Genomic DNA, 14466 nt, shown 5'->3' with positions numbered 1-14466 from the left:
CTGCACATAAAAAATTTCAGGAGATTAATGAAGCGAATGAAGTGTTAAGCGATCCCGAAAAAAGAAAAAAGTACGACCAGTATGGAGAGAACTGGAAACATGCAGATGAATTTGAAGCACAGAGGCAGAGGTATAATCAGCAAAGTGGAGGTTTTGGAGGAGGTGAGGGATTTTGGTCTTCATCTCAAGGATTTGGAAGTGGAGATACAGGAGAATTCTCTGATTTCTTTGAACAAATGTTTGGAGGAGGGGCGAGAAGTCGGCATCAATCTGCAAGATTTCGAGGGCAGGATTATACTGCTGAGCTGCATTTATCATTGAGAGATGCTTCTAAAACTCATAAGCAGATATTGACGGTAAATGGTAAGAATATTCGTATAACTGTGCCTGCGGGAGTTGCAAATGATCAAACTATAAAACTTCCGGGACAAGGAGGTCCTGGTATGAATGGAGGTCCTGCGGGAGATTTATATATAACTTTTGTGATAGAAGAGGATCCAGTATTTAGACGATTGGGCGATGATTTATATATCACTTCAAACATTGATTTATATACGGCTGTGTTGGGTGGAGATCAATTAGTAGATACAATGGAAAGTCGAGTGAAATTAAAAATAAAACCTGGTACTCAACCTGGTACGAAAGTTCGTTTGAAAGGGAAAGGGTTTCCTGTATATAAGAAAGAAGGTCAGTTTGGGGACTTGATTGTTACGTATAGTGTTTCTATTCCGACAAATTTGTCGGAAAAACAGAAACAATTATTTGAAGAATTGAAGAAATCGTGAATTAAAAGGATGTAATTATGCAGACAGATTTAATTGTAATTAGTGAGTATTGTCAGAATTGTCATGTTGACCCTTCATTTATCAAAATGCTTGAATCAGAGGGGCTGATTAGTTTACAGACAATTGAAGATGAAAAATATATTGTTGCATCCGAATTACGCGAACTTGAACAATATACGCGTATGTATTATGATTTGTCAATAAATATCGAAGGGATAGATACGATACATCATTTGCTGGATCGTATAAAAGATATGCAACGGGAAATATCCGATTTGAAGTCTAGATTGCAACTGTTTGAAACAGAATATTTTTCTCCTTTTGATGAGTAGGATAAGTTATAGCTTTAGGACAGCTGTTGTACATCGAGTGAGTGTAGTACTATGAATAAAGTGTCTGAATATTTTGTGTGAAAAACATGTGTGAAAGTGCGGAGCTTAGCCCTATTTATATTAAATTTGCGCTGAATTTGGAGAAAATTATTGCCTTTGGAATAGTTAAATAAAGGAGAGATAAAATTGTATGAAAAGAGTTCATGTAGTTTCAGCAGGTGATTCATATATGTATCGTTTGGCAATAGCGCTAAAAAACAAGGGGTACGATGTCAGCTGTTCTGGTGTAAAGTATGATTCTCCCGAGGCACAGGAACTTTTGCAGAGTGATGTTTTGCTGGAAGAATTATCATATTTTACGGTATCGTCGCGTCCGAGGATAGATTATGTAGTACCGTCTTTGCAAGTTACGGCAGAACATCCTGAGATAAAAAAAGCAAGGGAACAAGGTTTGTTGGTGGTTGCTTTTCCTGATTTTATCTTACGCATGGCAAAAGATAAGATAAGAGTCGTGATTAGTGATGTAAGATATCCGACTCGTATTTTGTCAATGATTTATCGAGCAGTTGTTCGTCAGAATATGAGGTGCGATTATGTTGTGATGAATGAAATGAAAGGACTAGAAAAACGTATAGTGCTGAGTTATGATGCTCGCATAATACTTTTAGAAGGAGATGAGACAGATACCTACATGTTCGAAAAAAAACCAACACATCATCTATATCGTCCTCATATATTGTTATTGCCAGATGTAAAATGGCATGCTTCTGAAACGTTTCCGACGTTGGAGTCTTATAAAAATCTTTTAAAGGAAATGGTGGCGTCAATTGAACGAGATGGGAAATTTATATATAATCAGAATATTCCGTTTTTGCAAGAGTTAGCCGATTCAGTGCGAGAAGACATTACAGCCATACCTTATTCTTCGCATAAAATAATGGAGAATGCGGGTCAGGTTTGTTTGGACACGCGTTATGGATTGATACCGGTGTGCCATAGTGATGAAGATTTTCTCAGTGATCTCAATGCCGCACGTTTAGCAAGCCGTCAGTTGGGAGTAAATGATAAAGATTTTTATCAATTAGTGTCGGAATTTGTAAATGAATAACAGATACATATCATGATAATTGCCAGTCAGAAGAAAAAAGAAAATATCGCAGAATATCTGCTGTATATGTGGCAGATAGAGGATTTAATACGAGTCTATAAATTGGATATTGATGCTATACAAAAATATATTATAGACCCATATGATATCTCAGATGAGAAGAAAAAAGAGATGCGTGACTGGTATGAAAGTTTGATTGAGATGATGCGTTCTGAAGGTGTAGAAAAAAAGGGGCATTTGCAATTGAATAAAAATGTAATTATTGATTTGACTGATTTACATTTAGCTCTTTTAAAGTCTCCTCGTGAACCTTTTTATGGAGCTTCTTTTTTCAAAACTTTACCTTATATCGTAGAGTTGAGAGGTAAATCAGGAAATGAACAGGTGGGAGAAATTGAAACCTGTTTTAATGCTTTATATGGAGTGCTGTTATTAAAGTTGCAGAAAAAAGAACTTTCGGAAAATACACAAGTAGCTATTAAGCAGATCACTACTTTTCTGGCTCTTCTTTCCGAAAAGTACAAGCAAGAAAAAGCAGGTGATTTAGAATTATAAAAGATTGATACTGAAATAAAAGAGAATGAGCACAATTTTGGTTACAGGGGCTAATGGCCAGTTGGGTAATGAGATGCGCGATTTGTCCAAAATACATCTTGTACATAATTTTTTATTTACGGATATAGATGAGCTAGATATAACTAATACTCAGGTTGTTATGTCGTTTGTGTCGAATAATAAAGTAGACTATATTGTCAATTGTGCTGCTTATACAGCCGTAGATAAAGCTGAAGATGATATTTTATCCTGTCGGAAAATAAATGCTTTGGCTGTACAGAATTTAGCTAAAGCAGCTTCTATTAATGGTGTGCGTATGATTCATATTTCTACAGATTATGTGTATGATGGATGTGGTTATAGGCCCTATGAAGAGGATGATCAAGTAGCTCCGGTCTCGGTTTATGGAAAAACTAAACTCGAAGGAGAAAAACTTTTACTTGATGCTTGTTCTCAGTCCGTCGTATTGCGCACTTCGTGGCTTTATTCTTCATATGGCAATAATTTTGTAAAAACTATGTTGCGTTTGGGGGAAGAGAAGGAACAGCTCTCGGTGGTTTTTGACCAGATTGGGACGCCTACATATGCTGCTGATTTAGCTCAAGCCATTATGAAAATAATTGATTCTCCAGAGTTTGTCCCAGGGATTTATAATTTTTCAGATGAAGGGGTATGTAGTTGGTTTGACTTTGCTGTGAGCGTGCATCGTATTGCCGGAATAAGTAAATGTAAAGTATTGCCTATAGAAAGTAGAGAATATCCGGCAAAAGCTGTACGACCATTTTACAGTGTAATGAATAAAAAGAAAATAAAGAAAACATATAAGTTTGATATTCCTCATTGGGAAGAGAGCCTTGAAAAGTGTATTACAATTTTAATGAAATAATCTTTATATAAAGTGAGCACATTAAACGAAGAAATTCTGAAACGACGTACGTTTGCGATAATTAGTCATCCTGATGCAGGTAAAACGACACTGACAGAAAAGTTGTTATTATTTGGTGGTGCAATCCATGTAGCAGGAGCGGTAAAATCTAATAAAATAAAGAAAACTGCAACCTCCGACTGGATGGAAATAGAAAAACAGAGAGGTATTTCTGTTGCTACATCGGTGATGGGATTTAATTATGGTGATTATAAAATCAATATTCTTGATACACCTGGACATCAGGATTTTGCTGAAGATACGTATCGTACATTGACAGCAGTAGACAGTGTGATTATCGTTATTGATGCGGCAAAAGGAGTGGAAATGCAAACTCGTAAGTTAATGGAAGTTTGTCGGATGCGTAATACTCCTGTAATTGTCTTTATAAATAAGATGGATAGGGAGGGAAAAGACCCTTTTGATTTGCTTGATGAGGTGGAGGCTGAGTTGAAAATTAGTGTGAGACCCTTGAGTTGGCCGATTAATATCGGGCAGCGTTTTAAGGGTGTTTATAATATCTATGAAGAAAATTTGAATCTCTATACTCCTAGTAAACAGGTAGTAACAGAATCTGTAGAGTTTCGAGATATCAATAATCCTGAACTTGAGAAATATATTGGTGAGATGGATGCTGAAAAATTGAGGTCGGATCTTGAACTTATTGAGGGAGTATATCCAGATTTTAATGTTTCAGAGTATCTTCAGGGACATATGGCTCCAGTCTTTTTTGGCTCAGCATTAAATAATTTTGGTGTAAAGGAATTGTTGGATTGTTTTGTAAAAATAGCGCCTACACCGCAGCCAATTCAAGCCGTAGAACGAGAAGTGAATCCTGAAGAGGAAGCTTTCTCAGGATTTGTTTTTAAGATACATGCTAATATGGATCCCAATCATAGAAGCTGTATTGCATTTGTTAAAATTTGTTCTGGAAAATTTGAACGGAATGCCAATTATAAGCATGTACGTCAGGGTAAAATGATGCGTTTTTCGAGTCCGACTGCATTTATGGCCCAGAAAAAGTCTACAGTTGATGAGGCGTATCCGGGTGATATTGTGGGACTTCCTGATACAGGAAACTTTAAAATTGGAGATACATTAACTTCTGGAGAGAATTTACATTTTAAAGGTTTACCCAGTTTTTCGCCGGAAATGTTCAAATATATTGAGAATACAGACCCGATGAAGACCAAACAGCTTAATAAGGGAGTGGAACAGCTTATGGATGAAGGAGTAGCTCAACTGTTTGTGAACCAATTTAATGGTCGAAAATTGATAGGTACGGTAGGTCAGTTACAATTTGAGGTTATCCAATATAGATTGTTGCATGAATATGGAGCGCAATGTAAGTGGGAACCTGTAAGTTTGTATAAGGCTTGTTGGATAGAAAGTGATGATTACGAGGCTCTTGATGCATTCAAAAAACGTAAATATCAATTTATGGCAAAAGATAAAGAAGGGCGGGATGTTTTTCTGGCTGATTCGAATTATGTTTTGCAGATGGCTCAATCTGATTTTCCAAAAATAAAGTTTCATTTTACTTCTGAGTTTTGATATAAGATAATCATATTTATAAAGTGAAATAATACAATTCTGTTCTTAATCTAAATATATGGCTGATGGGACACCTAAATACATTAATATCAGATTTAGCCTTGATTCTTGTTGTTGCTGGCGTTACAACATTGTTGTTTAAATGGCTAAAACAACCGGTTGTTTTAGGTTATATTGTTGCCGGTTTTTTAGTTGGACCTCATTTTTCATTTTTTCCAACTGTATCGGATTTGGCAAATATAAACATATGGTCTGAAATAGGAATTATTGTCCTATTATTTTCTTTAGGGCTTGAATTTAGTTTCCGTAAATTGGTTAATGTTGGTGGTTCGGCAGTCATAACGGCTGCCGTTATTGTTGTAGGCATGATGCTTTTAGGATATGCGGCAGGTCGAATACTTCATTTTACATACCTCGATAGCGTTTTCTTAGGAGGGATGTTGTCTATGTCATCTACGACGATTATAATCAAAGCATTTACTGATTTAAATATGCGTAAGCAGAAATTCACGTCTATTGTATTTGGAGTACTTATTGTGGAAGATATGTTTGCCGTATTGATGATGGTATTGCTTTCTTCTATTGCTGTAAATAATGAATTAGAAGGTAGTGAACTTATATACAGTATTTTAAAACTTGCTTTCTTCCTGATTACGTGGTTTTTGGTTGGCATCTTTGTTATTCCTACTTTCTTGAAAAAGGCCCGTCGTTTCTTAAATTCGGAGACATTGTTGGTCGTTTCTATGGGCTTATGTTTGGGGATGGTGGTTTTAGCTTCTTATGCAGGGTTTTCTTCAGCATTAGGTGCATTTGTCATGGGGTCTATTTTAGCAGGAACAAATGAGGCTGAAAAGATAGAAAAGGTAGTTCAACCTGTTAAGGACCTATTTGGAGCGGTATTTTTTATTTCAGTGGGTATGCTGGTTGATCCCGTGATATTGACTCAATATGCTTTGCCTATTGTTCTTTTATCTTTAGTTGTCATTTGTGGGCAAATATTATTTGGTACGACAGGAATGCTTATTTCCGGTCAGCCATTAAATGTTGCTGTGAAATCCGGATTTAGTCTTTCCCAAATAGGAGAGTTTGCTTTTATTATAGCAACGTTGGGAATGACTTTAAAGGTCATAGATGGATTTTTATATCCGATTGTTGTTGCGGTTTCTGTAATAACAACCTTTACTACTCCATATTTTATAAAGATGGCAGATCCTGCTTCCAAATGGATTGAAAATCATTTACCGGAGCGATTGAGTTTTCTTATTGATAGATATAGTGCTAATGCTTCGACTGTACAAGTTGAAAACCCTTGGAAAAAGGTGTTCGGGGTATATTTAGGAAAGATAGCTTTATATTCAACTATACTCATTGGAATTTTGATTTTGTCTTTATCTTGGTTTATACCAATGATAGAAGATGTCGTTCCTGATTCATGGGGCACTACGTTGGGGGTAGTGATAACGTTAGCAGTCATGTCTCCTTTTTTGTGGGGATTAGCAATGAAACGCATTAACAGTCGGAAACTGATGTCAATAAAAGAAAATAAAAGTGCAAATTTTGTACCTTTATTTTTAATGGTTATTCTACGTTTTTTGATAGGCTTGGCATTTGTAGTCTATTTCTTGTCAAAAGTATATTCACAGAGGACTGGGGTTCTTTTGGGGGTTGTGTTATTTGTTCTTATCACGCTCTTTTTATCAAAAAGATTACAACGGCAGATTTTGTCTCTTGAAAGTCGATTTATGGATAATCTTAATGAGAGGGAACTTCGACGTACAGGAAAGAAAAATAATCTAGTACATAATATGCATTTGGCCCATATGGAAGTATATGGTAGTTGTGAGTTTATAGGCAAACGATTGGCAGATGCTAATATCCATAGAAATTATGGGGTGAATATTGTTAGTATAAAACGAGGAAATAAGAGAATAAATATTCCGAAAGGAGATAGTCGTATATTTCCTGGAGATTTAATTAGTGTTATAGGGACAGATGAACAGATTCAACGCTTCCTTGAGGCTGTAGAACCTGAGGATACGGGTACAGATGCCGAAGAGCCGGAAATCCATTTTGAATTTGAAAGAATTGCCATACCGGATGATTCATCATTAATAGGAAAAACTTTAGCTCAGTCTGGTATTCGTGAAAAAGATTCATGTTTGGTTGTTGGGATAGAACATGCTGACGGAAGTTTTTACGAGCCTACGGCTGACTTTCTATTTAAGAAAGGAGATATGATATGGATTGTAGGGGAAAAGGAAAAAATAGGAGCGATATTGAGTTAATATTGTATTGTGTATTTGTCTTGTAATAACTATTTTTGTAAAACAAATAAAAAATAATAAATATACTTCATGCAGGAAAAAATCATTATTCTTGATTTCGGGTCTCAGACCACACAGTTGATTGGGCGTCGAGTGCGTGAACTCGATACGTATTGTGAAATTCTACCATACAATAAGTTTCCTAAGGGAGATGCAAATATTAAGGGTGTGATACTATCCGGTAGCCCTTTTTCTGTGTATGATCAGGATGCATTTAAAATAAATTTGGATGAAATTCGTGGTAAGTATCCGATTTTGGGTATTTGTTACGGAGCTCAGTTTATAGCTTATACTAATGGTGGAAAAGTAGAGCCGGCAGGAACTCGGGAATATGGCAGGGCACATTTATCGTCGTTTGATAAAAACAATATCTTATTTAAAGATATTAAGCTTGGAACGCAGGTTTGGATGTCCCATGGTGATACAATAACATCTATTCCGGGAAACTTTAAGAAGATAGCTTCTACTGATGAGGTTGCCATTGCTGCATACCAGATTGAGAATGAAAAAATATGGGGAGTACAATTCCATCCAGAGGTTTATCATACGGAGGAGGGAACTCAATTATTAAAAAACTTTGTAGTTGATATTTGTGGTTGTAAACAGGATTGGTCACCCGCATCGTTTATTGAAAGTACAGTTGTCGAATTAAGACAGCAACTTGGAGATGATAAAGTAGTATTAGCTTTAAGTGGAGGGGTAGACTCATCGGTTGCTGCAGTGTTATTGAATAGAGCTATAGGAAAGAATCTTACATGCATATTTGTTGACCATGGAATGCTGCGTAAGAATGAAGCAAGAAATGTATTGCGGGATTATGGATGTTTAGGTTTGAATGTAATTGGGGTGGATGCTAGTGCGAAATTTTTTAAGGAATTGGCTGGAGTAACTGACCCTGAGCGTAAGCGTAAGATTATAGGTAAGGGATTTATTGACGTATTTGACGAGGAAGCTCATAAAATAAAAGATGTAAAATGGTTGGCTCAGGGGACGATTTATCCTGATTGTATAGAGTCGTTATCAATTACGGGAACTGTTATCAAAAGTCATCATAATGTAGGAGGATTACCTGAAAAGATGAATCTGAAATTGTGTGAGCCATTACGTTTACTCTTTAAAGATGAAGTGAGACGAGTAGGTCGGGAATTAGGTATGCCAGAACATCTTATTACACGCCATCCATTTCCGGGGCCCGGATTGGCGGTTCGTATATTGGGGGATATAACTCCTGAGAAAGTGCGTGTTTTGCAAGATGCTGATGATATTTTTATTCAGGGTCTTCGTGATTGGAATTTATATGATCAAGTTTGGCAGGCCGGTGTAGTATTACTTCCTGTTCAGTCGGTTGGTGTTATGGGAGATGAACGTACATATGAGCGGGCTGTGGCTCTTCGTGCCGTGACTTCGACCGATGCAATGACTGCAGATTGGGCTAAGCTTCCATATGAATTTTTAGGGAAGATATCAAATGAAATTATTAATAAAGTAAGGGGTGTTAATAGAGTCGTGTACGATATAAGCTCAAAACCACCTTCAACTATTGAGTGGGAGTAAAGAGAACGACAAAAAGTATATAAAATAGCTTCGGCTTTTTAAAAAGGTCGAAGCTATTTTATTAAAAAAAGATATTTGATAAATAGAGGTAAACTTTTTCTTTATGCCTGTGTTATGTTTAATGTGTTTCGTGAATACGAAATTGATAAACGTTAAAAATAGTCATAATGAAAAAGTTGTTATTATTGTGTATGATACTGTGCCTTTCTTTATCTGAATTTCCAGTTTGGGCACAGAAAGAAAACAAACGTCCGCGTGATGTGATATTTTTGTTGGGGAAAAGTAATGGCAATGATGAAATCATTGGCATTTTTTATGAAACCCAATTACAGCATTTTCAGGATCCGAGGGCACCACGTTTTTTATTATTAGATCAAAAACGAAAAGTCGCTTTAGGTATTGGTGGATATGTAAAGATGACTGTATCCAATGATTTTAAGGGAATTTCAGATAATATAGATTTTGTTCCTTATGATATTGCTGTACCGAATAATCATGTTGATAATGGACAGTTTCAAATGGATGTATTTACTTCTCGTTTATTTTTGAAACTTGTAGGTGCCAATAAGACTTTAGGTAAATATACAGCTTATATAGAGACTGATTTTAGGGGGCCACATCATACATTACGTTTGCGCCAAGCCTATGTATCCATGAAAGGTTTTTTATTGGGACAGTCTTGGAGTACGTTTTCTGATCTGTCGGCTTTACCTCCCACGATTGACTTTCAAGGGCCGAATGGAAATACGGCTTTACGTAATGTGCAATTACGATATACATTTAGTTTAGGAAAACATTGGTCTGCAGCAGCGGCAATAGAAGCCCCACAAGTTAGTTACACTTTGGCAGATAACACTCAGATGATCCATCAACGTATGCCGGATATACCCTTATGGATACAATTTGATTGGGGTAAAAATAGCCATATTCGGGCTTCGGGATTGTTTCGCGGATTATCGTATCGCAATGATATACTGAGAAAAAATAGAATGAAAATGGGATGGGGAGTACAGATGAGTGGTCTTGCTGAAATTATTCCGAAGCTTTCATTTTATTATCAAGGAACTTATGGTAAGGGCATATCCCAGTATGTTACAGATTTATCAGGAAATAATTTAGATTTAGTTCCTGACCCTAAAAATCCGGGACATTTACAAGCCGTTCCTGTTTTGGCTGTAGTTGGGGGGATACGGTGGAATATAACTCCCAAATTATTCACTTCAGCAAATTATAGTTTAGCGCACGTATATTATGAAAATGGATATACTGTTCCAGACAGATATAAACAAGGTCAATATATTTGTGGCAATATGTTTTATAATTTGACTTCGAGCTGTATGTTAGGAGTAGAATATTTGCATGGTATTCGTGAAGATAAAAATAAAACTTTGGGACATGCCAATCGTGTACAGGCTTCTGTACAATACAATTTTTAATAGGTGGAGGTTGTTATAATTGATAAGTTGAGATAAAGAAGTCAAAAATATCTGTAATATATATTTTTGACTTCTGCTCTATTTAAATACTCTTTTACTTCATGTTTTTTACTTTAGTTCGATATTTTTTAATGTCTAAGATAGTGACGATAGGTAATTTATGAATCTCTCCAAACTTTGAAAGTTCAGGAAGTCTTGACATTGTACCGTCGTCATTCATCAATTCACAGAGTACGGCGTAGGGAGAAAGTCCTGCAAGTCTCATTAAATCGACACTGCCTTCAGTATGTCCTTCACGTTCGAATACTCCATTGGAACGTGCAATGAGAGGAAATACATGTCCAGGATGGTGTAAAGATTCGGGTTTGGCATTTTCGGCTATAGCTGTTTTTATAGTATGCAATCGATCGTAAGCGGAAACTCCGGTTGTAACTCCTTGGGCAGCTTCAATAGATATGGTGAATGCTGTGTTATATTGACTTGTATTTTTTTTAACCATAAGTGGTAAGTGCAGGTTTTCTGCCTTTTCTTCAGGAAGGCATAGACAAACAATTCCACTACAATGGCGTATCATTAGAGCCATGTCAGATACATTCATTTTTTCTGCAGAGAAAATTAAATCTCCTTCATTTTCGCGGTTTTCATCATCAATGAGGATGATACCTTTTCCTTTTTTCAATGTTTCTATTGCTGTTTCGATTCGGCTTTCAGGTGTCCCTGGCAAAATATATTTTTCATTCATATTGTTGAATTATTGTATTACTGCGAACAAAATTAATATATGATTGGAATTGTTCCTTATATTATATTTGCATAATAACTTATTATATTTGCAATTATTATCCATAAATATGACAATCTTAGAAAGGAAAATAATTTATGGAATAAATTCATCATTTAGCCATGTAATTTATTCACAATTTAAATTACCTCAACATTAGGCATATAGAATATGAGATTATGATTATTACTGCGGGAGAGGGACGCCAGTTTGTTGGAGAAGGAGTTTCTCCATATAAGGCTGGAGATTTGACATTGATAGGGAGTAATGTACCTCATTTGCATCTTTGCAATTCAATATTGAATGGTACAGGAGATTCCAAGAGTTCTGAGAAGTGTTACAGTTACCTCCATGTATTTTCCCTGAACATATGAAAACTTTGCCTGATTACAAGGTTGTATATGAATTATTACAGAGAAGTCAAAGTGGGATACGTTTTAGTGATTTTTCATTATCTGCACGAATTTATGATATGATGCAGAAATCTGATCATATTACAGGTATAAATTGTATTATATTGTTATTTGATATTTTAGATGAGTTGAGCCGGTGTACAATATATAAATTATTGTCTACAACAGCCTATAGTGTATATAATAATGGAAATGTACAGGCTCGAGGACCGGTAGATAGAGTATATGATTATTTATATAATCATTTTAAAGAGAAGGTTTCATTACATGTGTTGGCTCATTATGTGAAATTTAATCCAACGGCTTTGTGTCGATATTTTAAACAACATACGAATAAAACAATTTTTGAATGTTTGGCTGAAATCCGTATTGAACACACGTGTCATTTACTAACCTATTCAGATATGACAATTTCGGAAATAGCTTATGAATCAGGATACAATCAGATATCATTATTTAATAAACAGTTTTATATAATAATGCATATGACTCCGACGGAGTATCGAAAACAAATGAGATGAATATTTTGTGTTGATGTAAGATAACAAACTGGTTTCATTTGAACCAGCTTGTTATCTTTTAAATAAAATTGCTTTTTATTCGGAAATAATACCGTCACGTTGCATCAGGGCATTAATACTGGGTTCTTGTCCACGGAAGCGTTTGTATAGAATCATTGGCTCTTCTGATCCTCCTTTCTCTAATATATTATGAAGGAATGAGTTGGCTGTTGTTCTATCAAAAATTCCATTTTTCTTAAACATCGAAAACGCATCAGCATCTAAAACTTCTGCCCATTTATATCCATAGTATCCTGCAGCATATCCTCCGGAAAAGATATGGCTAAGTTGGTTACTTATCATTGTATTATCTACAATTGGAAGTAATTGTGTTGGAGCTATTGCTTTTCTTTCAAAAGTAATAGCATCAGTTACTTGTGAGCTTTGTGTATGCCAAGCCATATCAAGCAATCCGAATGTTAATTGCCTTACACAAAGGTAACCGGCATTATATTGTGATGCAGAAACTATTTTGTTTACCAGTTCGGTGGGAATCTTTTCTTTTGTTTCATAATGTTCGGCAAACGTGTCTAAAAATTCTTTTTCAGTTAGCCAATTTTCCATAATTTGAGAAGGAAGTTCGACAAAATCTTGGTATACATTAGTCCCAGAAAGTGAACTATAAGTACATTTTGTTAAGAGTCCATGTAAAGAGTGTCCAAATTCATGAAGGAAAGTTTCGACTTCGTCAAAAGTCAATAAGGCCGGTTTATTTTCAGTTGGACGTGTAAAATTCATGACAATAGTAACGTGAGGACGGCTATCTTTTCCGTCTTTTTCTTTCCACTGACCCTTAAATTCTGTCATCCATGCTCCATTACGTTTGCCTTCACGAGGATGGAAATCAGTGTATAGAACACCGATATATTCATTGTTTGAGCCGAATACTTCGAATGCTTCTACATCTGGATGATATACTGGTATTTTGGAATTCTTTTTGAATGTAATCCCATATAATCTGGTTGCTAGTCCGAATACCCCTTTTTTCACTTTACTAAGCTCGAAATAAGGTTTTAGTATTTCGTCGTTTAATTTGTATTTAGCATCTTTCAATTTATCAGCGTAAAATGACCAGTCCCAAGGCATAATATCTATGTTTTTGCCTTCCATACCGACAGCGAAACCTTTTATTTCGCTTACTTCTTGTAATGCTACGGGTTTATAAGCTTCTAAAAGTTGATTGAGTAGATTATAAACATTTTTACTATTTTTTGCCATTTTGAATTCAAGAGCGTATTCGGCGTAGTTTTCTTTTCCCATAAGTTGGGCAATTTCATATCGTATTTGTGCAATACGTTCCATAATGATGGTATTGTCAAATTCTCCACTCATGCACCGACTATTATAGGCCCGGTATAATTTCTCTCGTAAATCTCGGCGAGTAGAATATTTCATGAATGCAATATAACTAGGGAAAGAAAGGTCAAATAAATATCCGTTTTTACCTTTAATTTTAGCCAGGTGTGCTGCTGCATCGAGTACACTTTGAGGAAGTCCTGCCAATTCGTCTTTGTCGGTTAATAACATCTCGAACTGGTTGGTTGCTTTCAAAACATTATGTCCGAACTGGAGTGTAAGTTGGCTTAGTTCAGTACTTAGTTTACGATATTTTTCTTTATCCTCCCCTTGAAGATTTGCTCCTTTTTTAGCCATTCCTTCATAGGTTTCGGTAAGTAACATGAGTTGCTCAGCGGTAAGATTTAAATCGTTGCGTTTATCGTATACAAATTTTACTCGCTCAAATAATTTTTCATTTAGAGTAATATTATTTGAATGTTCTGTTAATTTGGGAGAGATGCGTTGTGAAATCTCTATCATATCATCGTTGCTTTCAGCTTCAAGTAAAGCAAAAAAAACATTTGCAACTCGATTTAGTAATTTTCCTGATGCATCAAGAGCTTCGATTGTATTTTCGAATGTCGGTATTGCCCGTTGATTGATGATTACATCGATTTCCTTTTGATGTTGGCGCATACCTTCTTCGAATGCTGGTTCATAATCCGTTACTTTTATTTTATTGAACGGAGTAGTTTCGTGAGGAGTCTTATACTTCCCGAAAAATGGGTTTGCTGCTTGTGTCATGTAAATAAATGTAATTAATACTACAGATAATAATAATTTTCTCATAAAAAAGTTTTT

The 14466-nt window shown here is 35.7% G+C and carries 13 protein-coding genes; 11 read left to right on the top strand and 2 right to left on the bottom strand.

The features are described 5' to 3' along the window. The 9 genes from BN2628_RS06830 to BN2628_RS06790 form a co-directional block, all read left to right on the top strand. A partial coding sequence (locus tag BN2628_RS06830) for a DnaJ C-terminal domain-containing protein (RefSeq protein ID WP_074024036.1) occupies positions 1 to 785 on the top strand: 785 nt, incomplete at its 5' end. 17 nt (positions 786 to 802) lie between these two features. Beyond that, positions 803 to 1117, top strand: coding sequence for a chaperone modulator CbpM (locus BN2628_RS06825; protein WP_021931452.1), 315 nt, complete (start codon positions 803 to 805; stop codon positions 1115 to 1117). 190 nt (positions 1118 to 1307) lie between these two features. Next, the gene (locus tag BN2628_RS06820; protein WP_044229434.1) at positions 1308 to 2225 is read left to right on the top strand and encodes a hypothetical protein; all 918 of its coding nucleotides are present in this window, start codon (positions 1308 to 1310) and stop codon (positions 2223 to 2225) included. 12 nt (positions 2226 to 2237) lie between these two features. Next, the gene (locus BN2628_RS06815) at positions 2238 to 2780 is read left to right on the top strand and encodes a DUF4924 family protein (protein WP_044229437.1); all 543 of its coding nucleotides are present in this window, start codon (positions 2238 to 2240) and stop codon (positions 2778 to 2780) included. Positions 2781 to 2805: 25 nt separating this feature from the next. Further along, positions 2806 to 3666, top strand: coding sequence for a dTDP-4-dehydrorhamnose reductase (gene rfbD, locus BN2628_RS06810; protein ID WP_044229440.1), 861 nt, complete (start codon positions 2806 to 2808; stop codon positions 3664 to 3666). Positions 3667 to 3678: 12 nt separating this feature from the next. Next, on the top strand, positions 3679 to 5259 hold the full coding sequence (locus tag BN2628_RS06805; protein WP_044229442.1) for a peptide chain release factor 3: 1581 nt from the start codon (positions 3679 to 3681) through the stop codon (positions 5257 to 5259). 65 nt (positions 5260 to 5324) lie between these two features. Next, complete coding sequence (locus tag BN2628_RS06800) at positions 5325 to 7544, top strand: monovalent cation:proton antiporter family protein (protein WP_044229444.1); 2220 nt, start codon at positions 5325 to 5327, stop codon at positions 7542 to 7544. Positions 7545 to 7613: 69 nt separating this feature from the next. Then, a complete protein-coding gene (gene guaA / locus BN2628_RS06795) occupies positions 7614 to 9137 on the top strand; it encodes a glutamine-hydrolyzing GMP synthase (protein ID WP_044229445.1) in 1524 nt (507 codons plus the stop codon). Positions 9138 to 9304: 167 nt separating this feature from the next. After that, complete coding sequence (locus BN2628_RS06790; protein ID WP_044229449.1) at positions 9305 to 10573, top strand: DcaP family trimeric outer membrane transporter; 1269 nt, start codon at positions 9305 to 9307, stop codon at positions 10571 to 10573. A 94-nt stretch (positions 10574 to 10667) separates the two neighbouring features. On the opposite strand, the gene ribB is transcribed toward BN2628_RS06790, so the two are convergent. After that, positions 10668 to 11315, bottom strand: coding sequence for a 3,4-dihydroxy-2-butanone-4-phosphate synthase (ribB, locus tag BN2628_RS06785; protein WP_044229450.1), 648 nt, complete (start codon positions 11313 to 11315; stop codon positions 10668 to 10670). Between the two features lie 218 nt (positions 11316 to 11533). Between ribB and BN2628_RS17555 the strand changes: the two genes are divergently transcribed. After that, the gene (locus BN2628_RS17555; protein WP_257606418.1) at positions 11534 to 11728 is read left to right on the top strand and encodes a cupin domain-containing protein; all 195 of its coding nucleotides are present in this window, start codon (positions 11534 to 11536) and stop codon (positions 11726 to 11728) included. After that, entirely contained in the window at positions 11725 to 12288 is a 564-nt protein-coding gene (locus BN2628_RS06780) for a helix-turn-helix domain-containing protein (RefSeq protein ID WP_257606417.1), read from the top strand. Before BN2628_RS17555 ends, BN2628_RS06780 begins: the two co-directional genes overlap by 4 nt. A 75-nt stretch (positions 12289 to 12363) precedes the next feature. Here BN2628_RS06780 and BN2628_RS06775 read toward each other — a convergent pair whose 3' ends face one another. Beyond that, on the bottom strand, positions 12364 to 14454 hold the full coding sequence (locus BN2628_RS06775; protein ID WP_257606416.1) for a M3 family metallopeptidase: 2091 nt from the start codon (positions 14452 to 14454) through the stop codon (positions 12364 to 12366). Between the last annotated feature and the right edge of the window lie 12 nt (positions 14455 to 14466).

It is taken from the genome of Gabonia massiliensis (assembly GCF_001403595.1).
Lineage (GTDB): Bacteria > Bacteroidota > Bacteroidia > Bacteroidales > Coprobacteraceae > Coprobacter > Coprobacter secundus.
The sequence above is the reverse complement of the archived record's forward strand: the minus strand, read 5'-3'. Positions and strand labels throughout refer to the sequence as shown.